The organism is Vibrio sp. Isolate25, from assembly GCF_022398025.1.
Classification (GTDB): domain Bacteria; phylum Pseudomonadota; class Gammaproteobacteria; order Enterobacterales; family Vibrionaceae; genus Vibrio; species Vibrio coralliilyticus_A.
This window is the reverse complement of record NZ_JAKEUT010000007.1, coordinates 101,105-126,037: the sequence shown is the minus strand read 5'-3', so window position 1 is coordinate 126,037 and position 24,933 is coordinate 101,105. Positions and strand designations below refer to the sequence as shown.

General features: G+C 45.7%; 16 protein-coding genes. 8 read left to right on the top strand and 8 right to left on the bottom strand.

Going from position 1 to position 24,933, the window contains the following annotated elements:
• The 3 genes from L1D15_RS14825 to L1D15_RS14815 form a co-directional block, all read right to left on the bottom strand.
• Nucleotides 1-1,317, bottom strand: a complete 1,317-nt coding sequence (locus L1D15_RS14825; RefSeq protein WP_239876277.1) for a glycosyltransferase — start codon at nt 1,315-1,317, stop codon at nt 1-3.
• Nucleotides 1,307-2,662, bottom strand: coding sequence for a diguanylate cyclase (locus L1D15_RS14820; RefSeq protein ID WP_239876276.1), 1,356 nt, complete (start codon nt 2,660-2,662; stop codon nt 1,307-1,309). The genes L1D15_RS14825 and L1D15_RS14820 overlap by 11 nt, the downstream gene beginning before the upstream one ends.
• 589 nt (nt 2,663-3,251) lie before the next feature.
• Complete coding sequence (locus tag L1D15_RS14815) at nt 3,252-5,210, bottom strand: chitin-binding protein (RefSeq protein ID WP_239876275.1); 1,959 nt, start codon at nt 5,208-5,210, stop codon at nt 3,252-3,254.
• Between the two features lie 569 nt (nt 5,211-5,779).
• Here L1D15_RS14815 and L1D15_RS14810 point away from each other — a divergent pair.
• A complete protein-coding gene (locus L1D15_RS14810; RefSeq protein WP_239876274.1) occupies nt 5,780-7,945 on the top strand; it encodes a S9 family peptidase in 2,166 nt (721 codons plus the stop codon).
• Nucleotides 7,946-8,229: 284 nt separating this feature from the next.
• Entirely contained in the window at nt 8,230-10,044 is a 1,815-nt protein-coding gene (locus L1D15_RS14805; protein ID WP_006959159.1) for a ricin-type beta-trefoil lectin domain protein, read from the top strand.
• 66 nt (nt 10,045-10,110) lie between these two features.
• On the opposite strand, the gene L1D15_RS14800 is transcribed toward L1D15_RS14805, so the two are convergent.
• The gene (locus L1D15_RS14800) at nt 10,111-12,114 is read right to left on the bottom strand and encodes a M4 family metallopeptidase (RefSeq protein WP_239876273.1); all 2,004 of its coding nucleotides are present in this window, start codon (nt 12,112-12,114) and stop codon (nt 10,111-10,113) included.
• 474 nt (nt 12,115-12,588) lie between these two features.
• Here L1D15_RS14800 and L1D15_RS14795 point away from each other — a divergent pair, with 474 nt between their 5' ends.
• The 5 genes from L1D15_RS14795 to L1D15_RS14775 are packed head-to-tail and all read left to right on the top strand — an operon-like array spanning nt 12,589 to nt 18,214.
• On the top strand, nt 12,589-13,722 hold the full coding sequence (locus tag L1D15_RS14795) for an efflux RND transporter periplasmic adaptor subunit (RefSeq protein WP_239876272.1): 1,134 nt from the start codon (nt 12,589-12,591) through the stop codon (nt 13,720-13,722).
• The gene (locus L1D15_RS14790) at nt 13,715-14,986 is read left to right on the top strand and encodes a TolC family protein (RefSeq protein ID WP_239876271.1); all 1,272 of its coding nucleotides are present in this window, start codon (nt 13,715-13,717) and stop codon (nt 14,984-14,986) included. The genes L1D15_RS14795 and L1D15_RS14790 overlap by 8 nt, the downstream gene beginning before the upstream one ends.
• Nucleotides 14,983-16,197 (top strand): ABC transporter permease, encoded by a 1,215-nt coding sequence (locus tag L1D15_RS14785; protein WP_239876270.1) that lies wholly within the window; start codon nt 14,983-14,985, stop codon nt 16,195-16,197. The genes L1D15_RS14790 and L1D15_RS14785 overlap by 4 nt, the downstream gene beginning before the upstream one ends.
• Before the next feature lie 3 nt (nt 16,198-16,200).
• On the top strand, nt 16,201-17,484 hold the full coding sequence (locus L1D15_RS14780; protein WP_239876269.1) for an ABC transporter permease: 1,284 nt from the start codon (nt 16,201-16,203) through the stop codon (nt 17,482-17,484).
• A 25-nt stretch (nt 17,485-17,509) separates the two neighbouring features.
• Nucleotides 17,510-18,214 carry an ABC transporter ATP-binding protein gene (locus tag L1D15_RS14775; RefSeq protein WP_239876268.1) on the top strand — a complete coding sequence of 235 codons (705 nt, stop codon included), beginning with the start codon at nt 17,510-17,512 and terminating at the stop codon, nt 18,212-18,214.
• On the opposite strand, the gene L1D15_RS14770 is transcribed toward L1D15_RS14775, so the two are convergent.
• The 4 genes from L1D15_RS14770 to L1D15_RS14755 form a co-directional block, all read right to left on the bottom strand.
• The gene (locus L1D15_RS14770; RefSeq protein ID WP_239876267.1) at nt 18,215-18,784 is read right to left on the bottom strand and encodes a hypothetical protein; all 570 of its coding nucleotides are present in this window, start codon (nt 18,782-18,784) and stop codon (nt 18,215-18,217) included.
• Between the two features lie 76 nt (nt 18,785-18,860).
• Entirely contained in the window at nt 18,861-19,094 is a 234-nt protein-coding gene (locus tag L1D15_RS14765; protein ID WP_239876266.1) for a hypothetical protein, read from the bottom strand.
• 10 nt (nt 19,095-19,104) lie between these two features.
• Nucleotides 19,105-21,147 (bottom strand): NHL repeat-containing protein, encoded by a 2,043-nt coding sequence (locus tag L1D15_RS14760; protein WP_239876265.1) that lies wholly within the window; start codon nt 21,145-21,147, stop codon nt 19,105-19,107.
• A 244-nt stretch (nt 21,148-21,391) separates the two neighbouring features.
• On the bottom strand, nt 21,392-22,573 hold the full coding sequence (locus L1D15_RS14755) for a lytic polysaccharide monooxygenase (RefSeq protein ID WP_239876264.1): 1,182 nt from the start codon (nt 22,571-22,573) through the stop codon (nt 21,392-21,394).
• A gap of 436 nt (nt 22,574-23,009) precedes the next feature.
• Here L1D15_RS14755 and L1D15_RS14750 point away from each other — a divergent pair, with 436 nt between their 5' ends.
• Nucleotides 23,010-24,893, top strand: coding sequence for a methyl-accepting chemotaxis protein (locus L1D15_RS14750; RefSeq protein ID WP_239876263.1), 1,884 nt, complete (start codon nt 23,010-23,012; stop codon nt 24,891-24,893).
• Nucleotides 24,894-24,933: the final 40 nt, after the last annotated feature.

The following is a 24,933-nucleotide window of genomic DNA, read 5'->3' as shown; positions in this document are numbered from 1 at the left end:
TTAAAATCTCTTACCTTTCTTTAGTACCCACCAAGGCGCCATACTTGATTCTTCATGACTTCTTCTGACAACCTCATTCACCATTGAAAAAGCGGTTATGAGCCGCATGAAAAACTGGTAAATCGGGTAAAGAGGGAGCCATTTCATCTCTTTGATATCTTGTTTTTTTCGCTCAGACACTAAGCCCACATACACAATAAAAATGACAAGTGATAAGAAAAGATAAACACAATACAACATGAGCGTAAGTGCTAAAACGAAGGGGGTGGGGTAGCTGTAAAAAATAAACAAAGTGAAGAAAACAACCAAAAGTGGTAATAGTACGTTCTGAATTACCCCGTATGTGATGGTAAAGATGAAGTTTCCCCACCCCAGCAGAGAAGGGGACAAACCATGTTTGTGCTTGCGAAGAAAAAGGAACAACAAATCACCGTCCCAACGTAGCCTTTGCAATACTAAACCCTTTAAGGTGTCAGGTACGTCAGTATGGCCAATAGCATGTGTGGCGAAAGCAAGCTTGTTTGTAGGGTATCTGCATTGATACTGCTTGAGACGCATGGTTAAATCTAAGTCTTCCGCAGTGTGAGTATCCCACCCGCCAACCTGTTTGAGAATACTCTTTCTGAACGCGCCAAAGGCACCTGAAATATTGTTGAGGACACCCCAATTAGCCATGCCGGTTTTCCCCGCTTGCATTGAAAGCATGTACTCCAGAGACTGCATTTTAGTCAGGATATTCTGGCTGTGATTCCTCACTCGTAAAGCACCACCACTGGCAATGACATCTGCTGAAGAAAATGATGTCATCATTTTGCAGGCCATATCGTTATCAAAAGAGGTATCGCCGTCAACATTGATCACTATGTCACCGGAGGCAATAGATAACCCCGCATTCAAGGTAGAAACTCTTCCTCCTCGCTGCCATTTGGGAATAACACGCACTTTTCTATTCTTCACTTGGGCATGGCGTTTGACGCCTTCAACGGCGGCTTGATATGTGGCTTGGTTTTGTACTGCGCCATCAACCACGGCAAGGATCTCAATAGAACCCGGGTATATTTGCTCAACGAGCGTATCAATCGTAATACCGATGGCTTCCCCTTCTCCGTAGCATGTGATGACAAAGCTAATGGCAGGAAAGTGTTGCGGTTCCTTTACTGGCGCACGGTACGCCCAACGAAAAATGCCAGTGAGAACTAGCAGATAAAGCGGGAGTTCAATGATGATCATCAGAGGAAAAAGCAAAAACCACAGCTCTTGGTTGTGTAAGAGCATTCCCCTGAAATAATCAAATAACGTCAGGCTATCAGACAGCATAGATTTCTCTCAGTAAAGCTTCTAACCAAGACTCAGGATCCCCGTTAAGTGCGTGGTCAGGTAGGCTTCTGACAAACACATTTAGTTCGAAATCGTCTTCTTCAATGAGTTTGCTCAGAGCGGAAAGCTTATTCTGTATAGCTGACAAGCTAGAGTGGTGAGTTTTTGGCATGAGCACTAAAAGCACATCTTGCTTATACTGACAGCAGATATCGGTATCTCGAAACAAGCCGCTCAAACGGGCGGTAATTTGCTCGATCAAAGCGAAGAGGTTTGTATCCCCATGTTGTTGACCATAATGGTCAATAGAGGGCAGATAAAGTGCAAGGATCAAATGGTTTTCATTATGCCTTAACGCGACTTTATTTAGCCAACTGATCAGATTAACAAAATAGCTAGCCTCGACTTTGCCTTTGATGGACAGTTCAGGAGCTTGGGTGGCTTTTCCATGTTGGTAGATGTATTGACCGGATTCACCCAGTTTATATTGGTAGATCTTTCTTTCAATCAGTTCATGTACAGGAACTTTGGAATCGCAGCTCATACATTGAGTGATTGTCGACGCTTCGACAAACATATTTGAGCAAGTGTGGCACTTCTGGTTTTCCAACGGACGGTCATAATCTACCCCTATATGTCGAAGCTGGGTAAGGCATTTAGGGCAAGCTAATTTGCCTTTGCGAGTAAAGGCTTGTTGATCATCGACATGCCCACAGGTAAAACAGTGCAGCGAGCTTTGTGATTCGATGTCTATGCTTTGGCAGCTTGGACACACGTCGACATAGTTTAAGTGCCCACTGTTACACTGAGAGCAAATGCGAATTCGATCGATTAGGTGCTCTTTTTCTAAGATATTACGGCTCTGCTCAGACAAAGCATAGCGGTATGCGGAATCTAGATCTGGATACAAAAATTCGATAAGAGGGTACTGATATATAGTCGGTTCACTGATATTTTTGAGTGAAGTAATTCGGCGTTCACGATTGACTCCTAGCCAACCAATGATAGGGTCAAGAGCCTGAATATCTGATGCCGTTGATAGCTTTTTTTGCGTATTATGCCATAGATCGAACGCTGTATTTTCGTCAAACAAACCGTCGGTTAAGCAAGTTGTTAGCGTGTTTTCTTCCGTGCTAAAAAGGCACCAACTCCATCTCAACTTTTGCTGATAGAATGCTTTTAGAGTTTCCTTTTGAGTGTCTTGATTTGAAAAGGCAATACAAGCCGCACCGCCAAAACCTTCAGGCAGTTCCTGAACCGAGCGAACATAAATCACTTTGTCAGTAAGATGGCTAGAAGGTGGAGTATCACTGAGCCAGTAAAAGTTTTTAATGGGAGTGGGCATGGTTAGTCTCATTAGGTCACAATTCTGACAGTAGAGCCACTAGATATCGGAGACGAATCGAGGGCGTACCGTCGCAAGTTTTTAGTTAAACAATCGTCGTGCAATAGATACACAAACAACGTAAATTACAGGCCTTTCCCTTGTGTATAGAAGGGAGTCAGAGCCAAGTTATTTCTCGTCTAACTTCCACAGTGTTTATCCCTAACGAACTTTTTCTCACCTTGGCCCAAAATTAAGTTGAGGCTGATTAAACAATAGGTGGCTGTCTCATTTCTGAGAGTCTTCGAGTTTTAATTATGAGTCATAATTTTTTAGGTATTTATATAAATTTTTATAACATAATTTAATTCAATAAGTTTTTAAGTTATTGTTTTTTTAATTGCTTTTGTTTTGATAAAACTTGTTGTGTCAGATTGCATTGATCATATGCCTATATCCGCATTTATTGAATTAAAGCTTAAAAGTGCATTTAATTATGAGGTTTGTTGAGTACATTTATTCAATGTCAGGTATACGACAAGCAGTCACATGTTTTCAAAAGAAAAGCTGGAGGGGGAATCCTCCAGCCTTGTTTAATGTTCAGCTTGAACTAAGGAACTAGTTTCCACGCCATCTCCCAATACAGTCCGACACCCGGTTCATATTGATTGGAAGATTCAGACCACTGCTTGCAGTAACCGCTGGCTTGACCATCTAGGCATTGGTATATGTTGCCATCCTTTTCTTGAAGCACCTGAGTACCAGCTTGATAGCTTTCTAAGCTTTTAGGAAAAACATAATCATAACGAGGCAGTGGATCGGTATTTGTCACAGATAATAACCAGTGTTTATAAGTCTCAGTCGCTTCGGGTTTAGTAATGAACACTAAGTGATCGCCATTCAGCTGCAGAGCGCCATTACCGGAGCGATAGTCTGGCGCAGTTTCAAGAAAATCTCGTGGTTCAAGCACCTCTTCGATCAGTGGTAGGTTAGCCAATTCCGCGATAGCTTCTCCAGTATAGGGAGGGACAAAACTGTCTTTCAGGCCATATAGCATGCCAATAGGAGTGACTTTTTCGTCTAGGTAACTGACTCCTTCACCTATCTCAAACTCAGTTTGCATCATTGACCAGAATAGCGACGCTTCGGATCCGGTTGCAGACTTTGGAACAATGCCTTGCCATGATACAGAATCTGATGTGTAGGTGACGGAATTAGTTAGAATACGGCCAAAGTTCGTCCCCGGTACTTGTAGGAAGCCACCGTTTAGCCCTTGACCGGCCGTCGTAGAGAGGAAGCCATGGCCTAAAATGGTGCCGAGTGATGTACCAAGGAAAGTGATCTTACTTTTATCAAGGTCAGGCACACCATCAGGAGAAGGTAAGAAATCCAACTCCTGCAGTGAGGTATTAATGGCGTTGAGAAGGGTGTGCATATCTAGGTTACTCTGAACGGCACCACCTGGTAGGCTAGCGGCATTGTCCGGTGTCATGATTGAGCCCACGTGATCAGAATCATCTTCTGCTCGCGAACCGTGCCATACCCAGTCAATGGCGATCACTGCATGACCATCTTCAAGAGCTGGTGCTGCAACGGATTTGGCATCAGACTGGTCGCCATTCAAACCGTGGGCGTATATGACAACAGGGGTTGAATGAGATAGCGACTCTTTAGGGAATAAAATGGTAAAGTCTAACCACACATTACTTGGCTTATTGGTGATGCGGCCTGTTTGTTTGTCTCTAAAGTCCATGGCCTGCATGCGACCTTTGAGTGAGTAAACCACTTCATTGCTGTCGTGTACATAGCCGGAGTTATCCCAGTCGAACTCGACTTTTGGTGTGGCCTTAAGCACCTTCTCTTTTAATGGCGCAAATTGCTTGGTTGCTTCTTCTTTTGTCACGGTTGTAAAGACGGTGAGCGATACAATCTCTTCTCTTGTGATCCCCTTAGCTTCGAGGTATTGAATGTAAGGCTCATAGAAATTGGAGAGTTCGGAACCATCCTGGCTTAAAGCTTGTGTGACACCGTTAGAGGGACGAAAGTCATGGCCGTTGTCGCTTTTCAATGCATTAGTGACCACCGCGATATGTGTATTACCGTAGTTAAACCGGGCTCTTGGGTAGACTGACATTATGTGGCTACTATCGGCTTTAACCTCTGCAGGTTTGCTGGACAATGGTGCAACCGGTACCCTCTCATCAAGGCTGTAATCAAAAACCTGAACGCTATCTCCGCCATCACTTGGTAAACTTGATGGATCAAATGGCTGGTGGAATTCGAACAGCACTGGCGCTGCGACGGAGAATCCATTTTTGCCATTGATGATGTCTTCAGGGGTAAAACTTTTTGGTAACTCGTGAATGAAGTTGTTAGAAAAGATTGCGTTCTTTATGTTTAGGCGCAGGCCTGTGTCAGACTGACTATCCTTCTTTGTAAAAGCCTGATTACTTGGCCATGGTAACCCACATGAGTCGCTAGTCAGCGGATTGCAGTGTGTAGTATCTGTCGCTCCCCATGCGCTGCCTGTTAAAAATGCCATTCCCAATGCTAACTTGTTTAGTTTCATCGCTTTCTACTCGCCTTCTTGTTGTCAACGTTTGTTAGTTTTGTCTTCAGCGTGCCTTGCTGGTGGGGTAAAATTGCCCCTATGCATCCAGTTGCTTTTTTGACTATATGGCGAGGAGAAGGTAAATGGTTCAGAATGATCATTAATAGTTATTAATTTTTATTTGTTCATTATTTGAAATGATTATTAAGGCTAGCTCTGATAGTTTTGTTGTTTCAACTATCTGATATGTAATTCTATTTTTTATATTTGTGGTTAATCCAAGATTCAATTTATTCTTCTGTTTGTATAAAGGCCGTATCAGATTAAGCTTTTTGTATCGACACTTGACTCCATGAAGTCTTAGAGTCGTCATGACAAACTTCCAAATCATGCGTCTGTTGCTTATCTTCACGATCTCTTTCCTTGTCAGTGATTGCTTACTTTCGACATGATATGGGTTTATATCATTTGAACGGTGAATGTATGTTTGATAGCGTAACTGGCTGTTAAGTATAAACATTAGTGGATTTTTACTGAGTGTTAAGATAGTAATGATTCATTGATTCTGCTGTTTTAAGGATCGATAGATGCGTTTTCCCCTAACTACATTAGCTGTATCTGTGGCGCTTATTGCTGGATGCAGCTCTCAAGGAGTTCAAACTGTGGCTCAACCATCCCAAATAGAACTCGCGGCTCAGCAAGTTCCGGCTCCAGTAGCCCAAAAGCAACCTTATGTCCTTAACAATCATGGTGATCGCCGCATAGATAACTACTACTGGATGCGTGATGATGAAAGAAAAGATCCTGAGATCTTGGCGCATTTAGAAAAAGAAAATCAATACACGGATGCGGTGTTAAAGCATACTGAACCGCTACAGGAAAAACTATTCCAAGAGATCAAAGGGCGTATTGCAAAAGATGACAGTTCAGTTCCTGTAAGAGAAGGGAGCTATTTCTATTCGAACGAAGTCTCTGGCGACAATGAGTACCCTATCTACCAGCGCGCCAAAGATTTCTCAGGGACGGATAAGACCGTTATCTTAGACGTCAATGAGCTGGCGAAAGAGCACGAATTTTTCAGTACGGGTGGCTTGTACGTTAGCCCAAATGAGAATTTGCTGGCGTACGGTGAAGATACCCTAAGCCGCCGAATTTACACGATTAGAGTCAAGGATATTACCACAGGCGAATACCTCAAAGATAAAATAGAAGGAGCGTCGAGTGGTGTCGCTTGGCAAAATGACAACCAAGCTTTTTATTACATCAAGAAAGATCCTCAAACCTTACTGGGCTATCAGGTCTATCGTCATGTGTTAGGAACGCCACAAAGCAGTGATGAGCTGATTTACCAAGAAGATGACAGCGCGTATTACATGTCTTTAGGCAAGAGTAAAGACGGCGAACAAGTTTACATCTTCCATTCAAGTACGGAGACAAGTGGTGTCTCTGTTATTGACGCTAATGATCCCTATACTAAGGCTGAACCTTTCTACCCGAGAGAGGAAGGCATCCAATATAGCATCGCGAAACTTAACGACTGGTATTTTATCTACACCAACTATCAGGCTGTGAACTTTCGTTTAATGAAAGTACATAAGGACCAGATGCATGATAGGTCGAAATGGCAGGACGTGATTGCCGCGGATGATAAAACTCAACTGGTCGATTTTACGCTGTTTGAGGACCATTTAGTTTATGAGCAGCGTAAAGACGGCTTAACCACGGTTAAGGTGCGTCAGCTTTCGACGGGCAAGGAGTTTCCATTAACCTTTAACGACACAGCATTTGCGGCTTACATGACTGGCAACCGAGAGCTCGATAACTCAAAGGTTCGTATTTACTACAGTAGCCTGACGACGCCGGGGACTTACTATGATTTTGACCTAAATTCGGGTGAATCCGAAATCATGAAGCAAACACCAGTACTTGGTGATTTTGATGCTGATAACTACCAATCTGAACGTATTATGATCACCGCTCGAGATGGACAGCAAGTGCCGGTGTCACTGGTTTACCGCAAGGATAAGTTCAAGAAAGACGGTACGAATCCTATTTATCAATACGGCTATGGCTCTTACGGCCACACCATTGATCCTACTTTCCGCTCAGCACGCTTGAGCCTGCTGGATCGTGGCTTCGTCTATGCAATTGCACATATCCGTGGCTCAGAAATGTTGGGAAGACCTTGGTATGAAGACGGTAAAAAACTGACCAAACAGAATACGTTTAATGACTTTATTGATGTTACTAAAGGCTTAACGGAAGCTGGTTATGGGGCCAAAGATAAAGTGTTCGCCGTTGGTGGATCTGCGGGTGGTTTGTTAATGGGAGCCGTTATAAATCAAGCACCAGAGCTGTATCGAGGCATTGGTGCTCATGTCCCGTTTGTGGATGTAGTCACAACCATGCTGGATGAGTCCATTCCTCTGACAACCAATGAATACGACGAATGGGGTAATCCGAATGATAAGACATACTATGAGTACATGTTGAGTTACTCACCGTACGATAATGTCAAAGCGCAGAGTTATCCGAACATGTTAGTGACAACAGGCTTGCATGATTCTCAAGTTCAGTATTTCGAACCGATGAAGTGGGTCGCGAAATTACGTGATTTGAAAACGGACGATAATGTGCTGCTATTTAAAACAGACATGGAGGCGGGGCATGGTGGTGCCTCAGGTCGTTTTAAACGCTTGCGAGATAACGCGCTTGAATATGCCTTTTTCTTAGATTTGCTCAGCGAAGAGTAAAAGTTAACCAAGTCACTGATATGCCCGCCTGTGCGGGCATTTTTATAGACTAAATAAACTTAACAAAAATAGGGTATTTAAAATAACCTTTTCATATATAAATAAAAATAGCTCTAGATAAACCCTGAAGTACCCAGCTTGATTTTTGTAGTAACCATTCACGATTCTAATGTTTGTTCACTTTTTGCGATTGATTTGCGGAACAAAGATCACCAATCTACGTGCCGTCCAGAGCTGAACTATCGCTCTGGTTTATATAAAAACTAACAACGTAGAGCTTTATAATGAAAAAAATCATCACCTTGTTGTCTATCTCGGTGCCTTTGACCGCTGTTGCGGACAATGCACGCATAGATGCGTTTATGACGGCGTTTCACGCCAATCCGCAAAAAGTCATGGATGCGTTACCAGAGAAAGAAGGAGACGAATATCAAACCATGAGTGCTGAAGAGCTTGAGCGCTTCAGAGATCAAATGCGTGAAACAGTTATGGAAAGAGCAGAGCCAGTCATTGCTCCTCGATTCTCAGCAAACCTGAACAACGATAACCCAGCACGTCTGGTTGATGTAGGTAACGCACTGATTCGCAATCTGGTTGAATTGGATAGTGCGGCACCAGATTCAAAATATCTGGATGTTCAGCCTTGGTCTGATACTTACTGGCCTTTGTACTCCGGCGCAGCCGCGTGGCGTTACTCTGACCGCGAACTTTACGCGTCAGACTGGCAGGAATACTACGATTTTTCACATACCATCAAACCGTTGGATAGCTACTCGAGCGAGCAGCGCCACTTACTTTCTCCGGCAGAGAAGTATGACTTATTAGTCGGGGATAAAAACTTCACGCTGACTAAGCGTTCTTGGGACTCGGGTAAAGGTTACTATGAATCTCAGGGTAAAGTAGAGCGTTGGATGGGACTTTGCCATGGCTGGGCTGCGGCAGCTTACATGCTTCCTCGTCCTGAAAAGTCGATTACAGTACCTGATGCCAATGGAGAGATGCTTAAGTTCTATCCGTCAGACGTCAAAGCTCTAGGCACACTGCTTTGGGCTGAAGCGCCGTTCAATACACGTTTTATTGGTGGTCGCTGTAATATTCAGAACCCTGAAAAAGACGAAAATGGTCGTGTTATCGAACCTGACTGTGTGGACAACAACCCAGCAAGTTGGCACTTATCTGTACTCAACCAGATCGGTATTACGGGTCGTAGTATGATTATGGATGCGACATATGATTACCAAGTCTGGAACCAGCCGATCCTTGGCTATCAGGTTAAGTACTTTAACCCAGAGACTAATCGTTCATCAGGCAATCCAGCCGATGTAACCATCGCGATGGCGGACTACAAAAAAGACAAGTTCACCCAGTATCGTGCATCACGTGCTGTCTCAGTTGTTGGTGTACAGATGGTCGTTGATTATATGGTAGAGACGAATCCAACTCATCGAAACTACGACAAGCCAAAGCTTGATGGTGTATCGCGAGTAACGTATTACTACGATTTGGAATTGGATGCGCAGGGCAATGTGATCGGAGGCGAGTGGTATCAGAATCGTCACCCTGATTTCCTTTGGACACCAACCCCTGAAGCGGTAGCGAAGTCCTACTACGATGGCAGTGGCGAATGGGATGTGACTCAGTCAGTTCCACAGAGTTGGCAAGATAGAGCGCCTAAAGCGTCTCGCTATACTCAACCTATGACTTCTGTTGTTTCCGCTTTGTTTAGTGCGGCTTCAGGCGATGAAAAACCAGCAGAGCAATGGAAACAAATTGCTACTCAAGGTAGCCAGTGTCTGGACGTTGAAGGAAGCTCTGCCACTCCGGGAGCCCGAGTATACGGCTGGAGTTGTCACAGCGGTGACAACCAACTTTGGCAACTAACGACTGAAGGTAAGATGATCAGCAAGGTAGCACCTGGTCTGTGTCTGGATCAGCAAGGCTCAAGCATCACTATGGAAACTTGTAGCCAGCGCCCGAATCAGACATGGCGAATGGAAAATGGCCAGCTTAAAAATAGCCTAGATAACGCGTTGAAATGGAATTCCAACAGTTGGTTGGTCCAAGCTGACGTCAATGGTAGTCAGTGGTCTTGGAAATAAATCACTAAAACAATAACAATGCTCTCCTTATTAAAGAGCCCGCGTGCGGGCTCTTTTTTCATCCGATTATTGCAGGCAACTGCCTTCAAATGACCAGTACCAGTAGTAACTGTAAGGATCGGCTCCCCAGTTAGTTTGGGTGGCGATAAAGCGATTCCCGTAGGACTGCACCTCGGTGCCTTGTGGGTAATAGTAATAAGGTGACCATTCTTCTAAGTTGGCGCACAAGTCCTGTGGTTCTGGTGTCGGTTCTTCGAGATAGGCACTAACGCCAACATAAGCATCTGAGGAGCTACGCGCACCTGTGACCATCACATAAACATCGGCATCACCTACACCGCTGAAACCACAGTATTCGTTGTTATCGCGGTTGGTGGAAGCACAATCATGATCCGACAGTGAAGCAGGACGATTGATCGCGACATACATATCAACATTGCCATAGCCGTTATAGGTTTGTACCCAGATATCCTCAGCTGGTGCATTCTTCAACACAAAGTGTTGTTCGTCATTACCCGCTGATTCAATCGCACTTGGTGTATTGATTTGTAAGCTTACGATATCGGGGTTAGGTGTCGGCTCAGGATCTGGCTGTCCAGAAGCGCACTGTGTCACCTGAATACCCACCTGAGCGAACGCGTTGCTCACCGCGGAAGTGTCGTATCCCAGTTCGTGAGCCGCTTTACAAACACCTTCAGCGCCCTGTTGAAAATCTGAGTTTGGTCGCCAGTAAAGTTGGTTAGCGGTAGCATAGGCGATGAACGCTTTTTTGATGTCCCAGTTTGAGCTGGTCGCGAGATGGTAAAACGCCTTGTTGAACACACCGGAGCTGTGGTGGACGTCGATACCATTGTAATACTGGTTGATATGGTCAATGGAAACGCCGTCTTTGCTTGGCTGAATGAAGTAACGCATGGCATCAGAGTACTTCATGACATGTTCGCCCATTTTCCAGTTGAAGCTACCGTGAACGTACTGGCTGAGTGCCGCCGCAGCGACATCAGAGAAGGACTCATTCATCCCACCTGACATACCACGGTATTCCAGACCAGAGTTCTGCTCTGTAAAGCCGTGGCTGACTTCATGCGCAATCACATCCCACGTGGCCAGTGGATACATTGACTGGTTACCATCACCAAAGGTCATCTGGCGACCATCCCAGAATGCATTGCCATAGTTAGAGCCATAATGAACCCGCATGGTCAGTTTTTGCTGAATAGGCCGGGTGTTTAACCAATCCATGTACATATCGAAAACGCGTTGACCAAAATAGTGTGCGTCATTCATTGGAGCATAGGCCCCATTCACGCTGCGGTAGTTATTTACGTTACAGTCAAACTGATGAACTTGCCCGCCGTATTGCTGGTTGTTCATATTGAGTGTGATGACATTTGGGCTGTCCATTTGGCAATACTGGTTAACTTCAAAGCCGCCGTATTGCGTTTTAGGACCGAAGTAGTAGCGACCACTTTTGCGGTTACCACCTGGTCCTTCAGCTTCAATGAAAGCAATCCCTTCCCACCGGTCAAGCACGTCACCGGACTTAGCATCGACTAGAGTAATCGGCCTTGAAGGTCCCATACCATTCATCTGAATAAAGTCGACTTTGTAGACCAAACGAGCGATCTGTTGCTCATCTTGCCAGATCATTAGTTCAGCATTAGGGTCGCGAATCGCTTGAGAAGCAAAGCCTTGGCTATTGCCTTTTGCCAGCTCTATCGCTTGCTTTGCGTTGAGCATAGGTAAGGTAGAGCCAATATCGGCATCAATGCCTGTTAAGACTTTTCCGTCGACAGGCGTCACTTTACCTTGAGTGGAAACTTGGGCGACTAATGATTGACCGTAAACCGGTACGCCATAGTGTAACTGTTGCTTGCGAAGCAGTGTCTGCGGGCCAGCTTTCACACGACTTGCATCCTGATAAGCCAGCGGCTGATTGGGTGCTGAAAACGCCCGTGTTGCCGGCGGATTAAGGACTTGGGAAAGGTCAACTTGAGAGTAGTCAACAACGTTGGCAGCTTGAGAAGCGAAAGCCATTGGAAACAGCATAAGTAAATTAACGTTACGCATACTTCACCTTTGTAGTTATTTTTCAATTGATTGGGGGAAAATTGCGTGTGTAGAGTAGAGATATGATGTGGAAACCATAAGTGCGAATGGTTTTATATGATGCTTGGGTGCAAAACATTTCAACACCTCTCTAATAAATGAGAGGCTGAGTCGAAAAGTGGCTTTTTCTATTTCATGTTTGGTGCTTTATGGTCGCGCCTGACCAGACATGATGGTGTGGATGCCTAAAGTTAGCCAACGCCTAAACCGGCAGCAAAGCGGCATTCATAACTTGTTAGAATAAATTTAGATTAATTTACTGTCCGGTGGGCCAGCTTAGGTGTATTAGTTAAGTCTTTTGCATTGTCTAAACAGGCCTACAAACTCATACAATCTGTGACTGTATTCATTACACAAGTGTGCTGTATGATTTTCGGAACTTAATAATCTTAGGGTAGTCAGATGGCTACATATCAATCTCATTGGAAGTAAAGCATGGCGAAACGTTGGCTCTTGTCTGCTGCGAGCATCGCATTGCTCGGTGGCAGCGCGTATTTTTATCTGCAATCCTCGTCTCAACCTGAAAGCTTGCCCACCTTGGTGGTGGAGAAAGGAACGATTGAGAAAGAAGCCGTAGCGGTAGGTAAAATTGTTCCAGCGCATTCAGTCTCCATTAAATCTCAAATCGACGGTATTGTTGGGGAGATTTATGCGCAAGTGGGAGAAAAGGTTAAACAAGGGCAGGCGCTGATAAAAGTTCGTCCCAACCCTACGCCACAAGCATTGACCGATGCCTCTACAGAGCTGATGAGCAGTGAAGCCACCCTTGAATCGGCTAAGCAAAAACTAGCGAACTTAGAGAGCTTAGTTAAGCAAGACATTATTCCAAGCAACTACGACGATTACGTTAGCGCGCGATCGGAAGTTAAATCAGCACAAGCTGCAGTGCTGCAAAAACGTCAAAACCTTGAGTTGATTCAAAGCGGTGAGGCATCCATTGGTGATGCGCGTCTGACTTCGACCATTTATGCGCCGATTGATGGCACAGTGTTGAACCGAAAAGTGGAAGTGGGCGAACCGATCATTTCGACTGAATCGAGTCAGGCTGCGACAGAAATGATGTCTCTCGCAGACATGAACAGCCTGATTTTCAAAGGCAGCGTGAGTGAGCACGACGCAGCGCAATTAACACCGGGTATGCCAGTTCTGCTGACGGTCGCGCCATACCCTGATGTACAGATAGAAGGGGTTTTAACCAAGGTAGCGATTCAATCGGAGAACCTCAATTCACCTGAAGATACATCGACAATAAAGAGCTTCGATAATGGCTTTGAGGTGGAAGTTGGTGAACTAAAAATTCCACAAGACGTTACATTACGTTCGGGGTTTTCTTCCACGGCACAAATCACGCTCAAGAAATCGGAAAACGTGCTGACTTTGCCAGAGCGTGCACTGCAATTTGAAGGGGATACGCCAAATGTGTTGATCCCTGATAGTTCAGAGCAGGGTTTCCATAAGCAAAAGGTCAAGCTTGGTCTGTCGGACGGAATCAATGTTGAAGTATTAGAAGGTGTTGAGCTCGGTGAAGACATTATCGATAACAGTATGATGGGAGCTGCTCATGGCTAAACATCATCTCACATATTTTGGATGCGTATTGCTGGCTGCAACCTTGAGTTTCCCCAGCTACGCCATTTCTATCGAACAAGCTTGGAAGCAAGCAAAACAAAGTGATCCCGATTACGAAAAAGCCAAGATTGGCGTCCAGATTGGTGAAACAGGTGTTGCCTCTAGTCGTAGCTCGTTGTTGCCATCTTTAAGTGCGACCGCATCAGCGAATTGGAATGAAGACAGTGACAATACTAATACTTACGGTGCAACATTATCCCAAACAATATGGGACAGCAGCCTTTGGTCAGATTTAGATGAAGCACAAGCAAACTATCTTAGAACGGAGCTGGAGCTATCTCAGGCTCACAATGAATTAGCCCAGAAGCTATTGGCGACTTATCTTGATGTCGCCAGTGCTCAAGGCGATCTTCAACTGGCGAGAAGCAAGCTGGAGGAAGGTAGTAAGCTGCTGAAGATTATCGAAAAACGTTACAAGGCCGGTAAGGTCAAATCGATTGACGTTGAAGAAATTCGAGCCACTCTGGTGACCGATAAAGCGGGGATCCTCAGCGCGCAGGCTCAGCTAGAAGAGAAACGAGCCGAGCTTGGGGCACTCATCAACCAGATGCCTGAGCGTGTTGACCAAATTCGCACCGACAACCTGATTCAGCCTCCGATGTTAGTTGAGTCCCAAGAACAATGGCTTAAGTTGGCCAAAGACAGTAGCCCAGAGCTGTTAGTAGCCGCGCAAAAGGTCAAAGCCAGCGAGTTTGCACGCCAATCAGCCAAAGGCGGCTATTACCCAACGGTAAAGGGTAATCTCGGCTACAGCGACGATGACAAATATTCTAACGGAGAGTTTAATGCCGGGCTCACCTTGAGTGTGCCGATTGATCTAAACGGTGCGACGCGCGCTAAGGTAGACGAAGCGTCTCTGAATATATTGAGTGCTAAGCAGGACTTGCGCAGGGTTGAAATTGATATTCAGAAACGCATTGTCCAGCAGTTTACTCAGGTCGACATCAATTGGAATCAGGTTCTAATGGCCAATGAGGTGGTCGAGTCTCGTGTTAAGGTTTTGAGCAGTAAGGAGAAGCTCTACGATGCTGGACTTCTCGAAGCATCGGAAGTGATTGATGCTCATAACAACCTGTTTGATGCGAAGAACAGTTTGCAAAACAACCTTTATAACTACTGGCGTCAACGAGTTGGTTTGCTGCAAACGGCTGGCAAGCTTGACGACAATACCATGACCTTAATTTCTCAGGCTTTCCATTCATGAGCAATCTGCTTCAGCAAACTTGGCAGACGCTAATAGCACACAGAATGAAGAGTATGCTGGCGATCATAGCCATCGCTTGGGGTGTTATCTCTGTGGTGGTGCTGATTGCACTTGGGGAAGGATTCTACCGTCATCAAAGTCAGTCATTCTCATTTATGGTGAATAACGTGCAGGTGGTTTTCCCATCTCGAACTAGCACACCTTGGCAAGGGTTACCATCACGTCGTGAAATCGAGATCCCACAAGACAAAGTCGAGATGATTAAGCAGTCGGGCTTTGTTAAGGAAGTTGCGTCCGTGTATGCCAAGTGGGATGTCAGTGTCACGAATATCAAAGGACAAAATTTAGCTCGCGCCGTGAGTGGGATTGACCCAGCTTACTTTGCTCTTGCAGAGCGGAAACTTCAGACGGGCTCCCGCAATATTTCACCGAGTGACATTGCGAGCCACACTCGCGTTGCTGTGCTGGGCGATCAGATTGCCAAAATGGGTGGTATCGGGATTGGTGAGGAGGTCAAAGTTAATGGCATTCCTTTCTTGGTTATTGGTGTACTCAGCGACGAAGACACCGGTATTTCTTTTGGTGATAGCCGCAGAGTTTTCATCCCGCAAACCACCTATCGCGATCTATGGAACGATAAACCTTGGATGCTGTTGATGAAACCGATAGATGGTATGGACTCTGCCTCGTTCCGAGAGAGTATTGTTCGCTTTTACGCTAAGCAGCTCCACTTTGACCCTAGCGATAAGGATGCGGTGCGTTTGCCTGACTTTAGTGAGGGAGCGGCTGTGATCAGCGGCATTCTTCGCGGGATTCAAATATTTCTGGGAGCCAGCGGTGCAATGACCATGGCGGTGGGGGCACTTGGTGTGGCGAACATTATGTTCCTTTCGGTCACCGAACGAACCCGAGAAATCGGTGTGCGATTGGCGATAGGGGCAACACAGGCGTCAATACTCGGCCAGTTTATTGTTGAAGGGTTGATACTGGTCGCGGTTGGAACGGCCATTGGGTTAATGATCTCGTTTGCGCTGGTGGCACTACTGAGCACTGTTGCGTTACCAGAGTGGATTGGTTCGCCAGTGATTACACCTGATTTGATTGCACTTTCATTACTGGTCACTGTGGTATTAGCGTTAATGGCGTCTTACTTCCCTGCAAGACGAGCTTCACGACTGACTCCAGTGTTAGCTTTGAGTGCGAGGGCCTAGAGCATGCTGCTTCCGATGAGACAAATTTTTCAGGAAATGGCGGCAGAGAAACTGAGGTTAGGGCTGACTATTCTGGCAGTTGCTTGGGCGACCTTATGTATTGCGGCCATGTTAGCTGTGGGAGAGGGCATTCGCCAGGGAGTGTTGAAAACCGCGCAAAATGGTAACGGTAATTTAATTTATCTGACAGGTGGGATGGCAACCGTAGACTATGGTGTGTTCCATCAGGGTAAACCACTGATGCTCAAAGTCGATGATACGGATGTCGTCAGCACGTTGCCGGACGTTAAAGCCGTCGCACCAACAGCAATGTGGGATGAAGACATCACGGTCGGTGATCGTGGTACATGGCGACAGCCCTTGGCTGTCACCACTGGTTTTCAAACCATGACCAATCTCGCTCCGCTTTCAGGTGGACGTTGGTTCAATCCGCTTGATCAAAAAGAGCAACGTAAAGTCGTTGTGCTCGGCTATCTATTGGCTGCTGACTTGTTTAACCCCGAAGATGATTTTAACTGGTTCGCGGCCGTTACTTTGAAAGTCAATCCGGTTGGGGAAAAAGTCAAAATTGGCAGTGAAGAATTTACAGTAGTGGGTGTACTGAAAAAGAACAGTGCCGATATAGAGCAAGGAGACCCTATTAATTATTCCAGCTTTGTTCCGCTTTCCACGTGGCAGCGTTTTCATCCCAACGGTGACATTGGTGGTATTAATGTTCAACCCAGAAGTGGTGTCGATAGAGTTAAGTTAGCGGATACGATTCGTCAAGTAATTGCACGCAAGCACGGTGCCAGCGTTGCCGATCAGCAGATTGTTCAAATAGAGGACATGTTCTTAAAGCAGAAAAGCATGCAGCAGTTTCTGGTTGGTTTGCAGGGCTTTCTTGGCATCATTGGTTTTGTCACACTCGCGGTAGCGGGAGTCGGTATTGCCAATGTCATGTACGCTACCGTGAAACGTTCAACGCGAGATATTGGTGTGCGAATGGCTGTTGGAGCGACACCGACGGCGATTCGGCTCCACTATTTAGTTCAGTCGCTCATGACGATGGTGATGGGAGGAGCTCTCGGGCTTACAGTCACTTATGCATTGGTATCGGCGATTGGCTCTGTCAGTCTAGAAGGCAATGTTTTTTATGAACGTTTGGGCAAACCTGTCCCAGAGCTTTCCTGGCTTGTGGTGGCAATTGTGATCGCTACTCTAGTTGTCATAGGCGTGGCATCAGCCTGGTTACCGGCAAATCGCGCTGCGAAAGTAACGCCTATGGAGGCGCTGCAAAGTGAATGATGAGTTCAAGAAATCAGGAGTCAGTATGTCAGATAATGCATTGGTTCAACTGACGAATCTTTGTAAGTATTACTCAAGTGGTGAAGTGGTAGTTCGGGCATTAGATGGCGTAGAACTGACGATTGAGCAGGGCGAGTTTCTCTCCATCTTGGGCCCTTCAGGTTCAGGTAAATCCACTCTGATGAATATGCTCGGTTGCCTAGATAAACCAACCGATGGTGACTATTTGCTTGATGGACAAAACGTGGCAGCACTGAGTGCCAATCAATTAGCGGGAATACGTAACCAGAAAATCGGGTTTGTTTTTCAAAGCTTTAACCTGCTTGAGTACGCAACGGCACTTGATAATGTAGCACTGCCTTTGGTGTATTCGGGTATTAAAGCCAAAGAGCGTCGTCAGCGCGCGGCCAAACTGCTGGAACAGGTTGGGTTGGGCGATCGTCTCGATCATAAGCCGAATCAGTTATCCGGTGGCCAAAAACAGCGTGTTGCGATTGCTCGAGCACTGGTTAACGATCCGCAGATTATTTTGGCAGATGAGCCGACCGGTGCTCTGGATTCCAAGTCAGGTGCTGAAATCGAAGCTTTGTTTAACCAGTTACATGCGGAAGGACGAACCTTGATTATTGTTACGCATGATAATGCGCTGGCCGAACGAACCAAGCGCATTATCACCATCAAGGACGGTAAGGTGATATCAGACAGGCTACCTTTTCATAAGGCAGTGTAGTTATGGTGAGGTGACACAAAGAGCAAGTGCTCTTTCGCTGGACCCATCAATGGCCGTTGCCCCTGCAACGTCTGCGGTCGCACCGCCTGACGAATCCAGTGTCACTTCGACCCAAGTACTGCCATTGAGTAATGTGAAATATACCGCAGAGACAGGCCAAGCATAGGAACCCGAGGTATCACCGAATTCCGCCACACTATTGGCATTGATGAATGAGGTATAGTCTGTTAACGGCGGAACGCCGCTGTATACCCCATTACAAAAGTTTAAAATTTCAGTGGCGTTCATTAAGGCGTAGGTAACGGTGCCTTCTGTGATTGATGAGCTGTATGTGTAACCAGCAGTTGTTACCTCATCCGTAGTGGGAGGGCAATAATATGTTTTAGTTACGGATGCACTTGTGCTATCTAAGTGTGTCCCTTGATAGGTGGCGACATTACAGCCCATATGTGTGATGGTACCAGTACCAGTACCAGTACCAGTACCAGTATCTGTGTCTGAATTAGAATTATCTAAGTTGAGTTCACCGTCATGATGACACGCCGATATGGCAAGCGCTGTGGCTAACATGAATAGTTTCCTTACCATATTTACACCTTATGTGAGCGATACCTATTAGGGAGTATAGATGAAAAATACAGCTTATTTAATTTTCATGTGGAGGAGATAAGTTGTGATTGATGGCATGAGCCTGATGAGCACTGTGCCACTCCTCAAGCTTTTTACGGGTTTCTTTTGAGGATGGCTGATTGAGGCAGTGTTTAGTGACGCACTGGTACTGCTGAATCAGCTTGTCACTGGCTTCAACTGATTGTTCAGAAATGTCAGTTGTCACTTGCTTCAGGCGTTTGGTCTTTGCTTTGTCGAATACTGATGTCATGACGTTCTCCTTAGCTGATTTTATATACGTTGACGCGATTCAAAGCGCAGTCAGGTAGGTAAAGGGTTTGATTGTGCGCATGGAGAAGGTAGGGCATCCATAGTTCGCCTTTGCTTGGATCTGCGCCAAATCCACTAAAGCTATCGATAAACTCGCCTTGTTGATCGAAGATTTTAATCGCGCGGTTGACTAAATCCGATACAAACAGCTTACCCTCATCAAAATCGATACTGGTCGGCAACAAGAAGTTGTCGTTGTCTGTGCCGTAACCTTGTTGGCCAAAGCTACCTATGTATTTGTCATGACGGTCATAAATGACAACTCGGTTGTTGTTCTGATCGGTAATGTATTTGTGCCCGTCTGGCGTGATGGTGATGTCTGTTGGAGTAAAGAAATCTTGGTCACCGTGACCTTTTTGGCCGAATGTACTAACTAAGCCAGCTATCCCTTGAGCATTCAGTCGCCAGCGACAGATACGGTTATTACCAGAATCGGCAACGTATATATCTCGGCTGATTGGATCCACCGCGATTCCTTGAGGTTTAAACAATTGCCAGTCAGCGTGGCCTAAACCGCCAAAATAGCTAAAAGGCACCAATTCACCGATGAACTCGTCATATTGATAAATAGTGACAATACCGCTGATGTAGTTACTCACAACCAATAACGGGAGTTCGGGGTTAAGCTGACCAATGAATGGCATGGCAGGCGTAAGAGAGCAGATACCCAAAGACCCAGGAAGCAGCGGTAAGCTGTTTGGCCTGGCTGTGTCTGGACGATTGTATTCAGTCGCTTGAAGCTGATAGTTACCTGCATCAACTAACCATAGCAGTTGACTAGAATCGTTAAACTGATCGCCAAGGAAGATGCGGACCCAAGTTTGCTGCCATCTTTGCGTCCATTCGAGCTGTGTGCTCAAAGCCATCGATACCCAAGACGGTGCATCAAGTTGGTGTATCGAGTTTAGCCACTTATCTTGTTGCTGGAAGTGCTGATCCCACCATGCATTGAGCAAAGGGTATTGGCAGGTGTATCCACTTTGAGCGGCGGGTGAAGTATTACCTGCCACTGAAGTGACGAAGTGAAGCTGGCCTTTTTGATTTCGCTCATCACTTAACTGGTCAACAACTATGGTTGTTGTCGGCAACTCAGGAGATAAATCAGCCCAATCAACTTTGTGAATTTGAACGGAAGCTAAGATAGGCTCAGTGATCAGTAATGTATCCTGATGCATTTTGGTGATCTGAATGGGGGAGAAGAATCCATTCAAGCTGCCTGAGAAATGCCCATCGATGTCATAGACCGATATGAAATATGGTTTCGCGCCGGGTATAAGAATACGGTTATCAATAATTGATACATCACGAGCGAGGTCAATGCCTTCTAGATAGGTTTTTCCGCTGGCAAAGGGGACTGGCTTGCCATCCCAGTCGCAGCGAACTATCGTGGCGAATCCGGTATTCGCAACATATAAGTGGCCATTATTATCGCAGCTTAGGCCTTGTGGCCAAAGAAAGTGCACCGGCTCCTGTGCATTAATAACATTAATGTCCTTTAGCCAGTTTCCATTTTCATCAAACACGACTAAACGACTCTCGTTGTCAGGCCCTTCGTAAAACTCATCAGCGACACATAGTTTCCCTTTATAAAACGCGAGCCCATTAGGCCCTTCGAGGTTAACGGGTTCACCCGCACCGAAGCGGTGAATGGATCGAATGTTTAGCGCTTGATTGTATTCAAGGATATGGATGCGTTTGTTGGCAATGTCGCTGACATAAATCCATGGTTTTTCTGGGTGAGGAAGAAGGCGAAAAGGCATATTAAACTGTTGGCTGCCACTTCCCACTGAACCAAAACTGGCGAGTAACTTTTTCATTTTTCTATCAAACACCAACAAACGATTGTGTGCGGTGTCTGCCAGCCAGATACGGCCGAAGTGATCGATGCAATTGCCTACTGGCGTATTAAGAGAAACATTCCCTGCCGCGCGACAGGGGAGGCTCGGCAATTGGGTGACCTGCTTGCCGATATAAGTATGATATGCAATTCCCATGGTTCTAGCCTTTTGACATAAGTTATATGTAACTCAATACATAACTTTAGCAGTCAAAAATGACAGTACCACGTCGCCACTAATATGAACGAACGCTGTTTATTTGGCCGCGTTTCAGTGTCACTTCTAGTTTTTCGTTTGAGATAGCGGGATATGCTGACTTTTATGAGCCTGATTTATCAAAATCCAAACCCCCAAGGAATCATGGGGGGTTGGATTAGCGTGAGCAGATGTTGAGTTTAGACTAGCGCCACACTCCCCAGTCTCCGGTAGTGCCCGGTTCTTCGCCCCGTGTCCACCATTGTGCTGTCCATAAACGGCCGTTATGAGTGACCACATCACCTTGCTCATAAGTGCTGTCGGCAGACCAAGCATTATCCGGTTGTGTTGGCGGTGGCGTGTCACCTTTCACCAAGGACAACTGATAGCTGAAGTTTGCGGCTGGAGCGTGAACTTGATTGGCATGGATATTCGAAGAGTCATACATATAGTGGTTCATTTCAGCATGCCAGATGCCAATAAACCAAGCGCCCGCTGTCAGGCTGTTAAATTGCCCAGCCAACTCTGCAGACCAAATTTCTTCGCTGGTATTGTTAGCGGCGATAGCCAATGAAATATCGTGCTGCTCGCTGCCGTTTTGGTCAAAGGTACGGAATCGAACGGTATCTCCAGATTCCACTGGCCCAAACCCTTGCGGGACATAGTAACCAAGTACAGAGAGGTTATTGCCCGGATCGGTTGGATCCGTCGGGTCGGTAGGTGTGCTGCCATCCCCATTGAAGGTAATGTCACTACAGTTATAAAAGCCTTCACCGGCTGGATCTTCACGTTGCCAGCGGGTATATAGGATGGCATCACCTGTTCTGTTAGCAGGCAGTGTAACTGCCATTCTGTATTTTTTGTCCGAACCGACGGCAAGGTTACCTGCAGTATCAACCAGATCCAGATCAGACCATGTTAGTGGTTGGCTAGCGTCGTATTCTGGCTTACTAAGGTAAAATTGCCAGTAAGATGGGTTGTGTGGAGCGGTGGCGTTAAACACCAATTCAAACTGATTGTTAGAATCCAGTGATAATGCTGTTTTTTGCCAATGTGGTGAAGCAACATCTAGCCCTGCTTTTGCACTGTCACCAGCACTACACAGTGTGCCATCCCCGACGATAGCCTGTACATGCGCCATGTCTCGATAGTTTGCTACATTGGCTGCCACTTCGTTACGCTGTACAAAAGGGTAGGCACCGGACTCATCAAACGCCGCCTGACAGGCGGCGTTGGGAATTTGGTCGTCCCAAAATCCACCATCGAGGTAGCAGGTATTCTGGCGTGCACTTGGGAATTCAACCCAACCGTGGGCGTTAACATTAATGGAAGCTAGAGCTGTCAGGCAGCCCATGGTCGCTAAACTGACATTCAAACAAGATTTCATAATCGTTCCTTGTAATGGTTATTGATCATCTGGAAGCACTAGCGATGTGCTATCAGAGATCTCAACCTAGCAAGGATTTTATAAATTGATGTGTTAGGTGACTAATAACTCGTCGCATTGATGTCAATTTGCCACATTGTTTCCATCGATAAGTAATGTATTGCTGGCTGTTAATTTTCCCTTCGAGTCACTTCAAAAATTTTATTTACTCTTATTGGTATAGATTCATAAGTCATCATTAAGTTGATATTTACCAATAAAAATAGTTCGTATGACTGTTTTATTTTAAAGTGTGAAATAAATCCGTGATAACCATACAAAGAATGACTCTTTAAATGGGAGGCTCAAAGCGGGTACGTTATCTTTGCAATTGTGTAGGTGAGCAACTAAAGCTTAGTACTGCATGATGATAAAAATAATCAAACAAGGTTGTCCTATGTTTAAAAACTTGTCTTTAAAGAACAAACTGGCATTGTCAGCCAGTATTGCCATTATTGTTGGTGGTTTATTGGTAGAGCTATTGTCTTTTCGGGCTTCTTTACAGCGTTTAGATATTGAAGTGACTCAGCGACTAGAAAGTTCTACAGCTTCCTATAACCAATATGTGTCAGATTGGATCGAATCTAAAGAGCGAGCGCTGACTTCAATCGTGCCTGATGCCAATATGGATTCGATAGTCAGTAACCTCAAGCAAGTTAAGAACTCTGCAGGTTTAGATAATGTATTCCTTGCTTATCCCGACGGCTCTCAGGATAACGCTAATGGTGTCGTTTTACCGCCGGGCAATGACGATCCGCGTAAATGGGGGTGGTACATCAATGCGATGAAGAACCCATCCAGGGTTTTCATGGACAACCCAACGGTAGCGGCGGCGACAGGTGCAAATGTGGTCTCTTTAGGTAGCGTGGTCAGTCTAGGTGGCGAAAACGTTGTGTTGGGGGCGGATGTTGAAATTACCGACATTATCTCAGGGCTAGATAAAGTAATCCTTCCCGGTGAAGGTTACATGTTTATCGCCAACCAACAAGGTAACGTTTTCACACACCGAGATACAAAACTGCTTAATCAGCCTGTACAACAACTTGGACTAGACTTCGGTGTGATTCAGCAGGCGATGAGTTCAGGCAGTGTTGTTTATACGGATGTTAATGGCGAGCTAAGTGTCGTGTATGCAGCACCGATTCAAGGGACTCCGCTAATCACTGTTACTGTGTTGAATCGTGAATCCTTAGTGGCTCCTCTCTACAGTGCAGTGTGGGGGCAAATCGCTGTAACTGTTCTTGTGGTGATTGTCTGTACCTTCTTGTTCAATATGTTGTGTGGCATTTTGTTCCGCCCATTGACCAATGTCTCCAATGCGCTAGAACAAATCGCACATGGTAGTGGTGATCTTACTCAGAGACTAGAAGTTGATAGTAATGATGAAGTGGGTCAGCTTGCTAATAACTTCAACACCTTTGTCGGTAGTATGCATCAGTTGATTGCTCATATACGAGAGCAGTCCCAGCAATTATCTCAGCAATCGGAAGTTAGTAACCAACGTGCAAACCGTAATGTGGATGAGATAAACCATCAGCAGCAGGAAATTACTATGGTGGCAACAGCGGTAACAGAGATGGCCTCTGCAACTGCTGAAATTGCTTCTCATGCTGAGCAAACCGCGCACTCTGCGCAAGGTTCGGCGAAAAACACCGAAAATGGCCGTGCTGTTGTTCTGGAAAACAAAAACTCCATTAACCGTCTCGCCAACGAGCTGCAAGAAGCAAGCAATGTAGTTGGAGAATTAAACCGCCACTCTCAGGATATTTCAACCGTTCTGGCGACGATTCAAGGTATTGCTGAGCAAACCAACTTGCTGGCACTGAATGCAGCGATTGAGGCTGCGCGTGCAGGTGAACAAGGACGAGGCTTCGCGGTTGTTGCTGATGAAGTTCGAGTGCTTTCTCAGCGTACTCATGATTCAACTGAAGAAATAAAAGCGACGATCGATACGCTGCAAGTTACTACCGGTAATGCCGTTAAGTTGATGGAAAACAGTTCCGCTCTGGCGACGCATTCTGTGGAAGATGCGGACAAGGCGAGTGTGGCATTGGAAGAGATTAATACTGCCGTTCAAACCATTAGTGACATGGCGACACAAATCGCGACAGCGGCTGAAGAGCAAACCCATGTAACTAATGAAATCACACAAAATATCACCTCGATCAAAGATGTCGCTGATCAGTTAGTTCATAGTGCTCAGGAAAGCTCGCAGGAAGCGGGCACAGTGAAGGGGCTTTCTGGCGAATTAATGGCCAAAGTTTCGACATTTAAACTCTGATATTTCAATAAATTATATCTTGATTAAGGCACTCAATGAG

Excerpts from the sequence above, each read along its gene's own strand:
- L1D15_RS14825 (WP_239876277.1), bottom strand. The coding sequence starts at position 1,317 with ATGCTGTCTGATAGCCTGACGTTATTTGATTATTTCAGGGGAATGCTC.
- L1D15_RS14820 (WP_239876276.1), bottom strand. The coding sequence starts at position 2,662 with ATGCCCACTCCCATTAAAAACTTTTACTGGCTCAGTGATACTCCACCT.
- L1D15_RS14815 (WP_239876275.1), bottom strand. The coding sequence starts at position 5,210 with ATGAAACTAAACAAGTTAGCATTGGGAATGGCATTTTTAACAGGCAGC.
- L1D15_RS14810 (WP_239876274.1), top strand. The coding sequence starts at position 5,780 with ATGCGTTTTCCCCTAACTACATTAGCTGTATCTGTGGCGCTTATTGCT.
- L1D15_RS14805 (WP_006959159.1), top strand. The coding sequence starts at position 8,230 with ATGAAAAAAATCATCACCTTGTTGTCTATCTCGGTGCCTTTGACCGCT.
- L1D15_RS14800 (WP_239876273.1), bottom strand. The coding sequence starts at position 12,114 with ATGCGTAACGTTAATTTACTTATGCTGTTTCCAATGGCTTTCGCTTCT.
- L1D15_RS14795 (WP_239876272.1), top strand. The coding sequence starts at position 12,589 with ATGGCGAAACGTTGGCTCTTGTCTGCTGCGAGCATCGCATTGCTCGGT.
- L1D15_RS14790 (WP_239876271.1), top strand. The coding sequence starts at position 13,715 with ATGGCTAAACATCATCTCACATATTTTGGATGCGTATTGCTGGCTGCA.
- L1D15_RS14785 (WP_239876270.1), top strand. The coding sequence starts at position 14,983 with ATGAGCAATCTGCTTCAGCAAACTTGGCAGACGCTAATAGCACACAGA.
- L1D15_RS14780 (WP_239876269.1), top strand. The coding sequence starts at position 16,201 with ATGCTGCTTCCGATGAGACAAATTTTTCAGGAAATGGCGGCAGAGAAA.
- L1D15_RS14775 (WP_239876268.1), top strand. The coding sequence starts at position 17,510 with ATGTCAGATAATGCATTGGTTCAACTGACGAATCTTTGTAAGTATTAC.
- L1D15_RS14770 (WP_239876267.1), bottom strand. The coding sequence starts at position 18,784 with ATGTTAGCCACAGCGCTTGCCATATCGGCGTGTCATCATGACGGTGAA.
- L1D15_RS14765 (WP_239876266.1), bottom strand. The coding sequence starts at position 19,094 with ATGACATCAGTATTCGACAAAGCAAAGACCAAACGCCTGAAGCAAGTG.
- L1D15_RS14760 (WP_239876265.1), bottom strand. The coding sequence starts at position 21,147 with ATGGGAATTGCATATCATACTTATATCGGCAAGCAGGTCACCCAATTG.
- L1D15_RS14755 (WP_239876264.1), bottom strand. The coding sequence starts at position 22,573 with ATGAAATCTTGTTTGAATGTCAGTTTAGCGACCATGGGCTGCCTGACA.
- L1D15_RS14750 (WP_239876263.1), top strand. The coding sequence starts at position 23,010 with ATGTTTAAAAACTTGTCTTTAAAGAACAAACTGGCATTGTCAGCCAGT.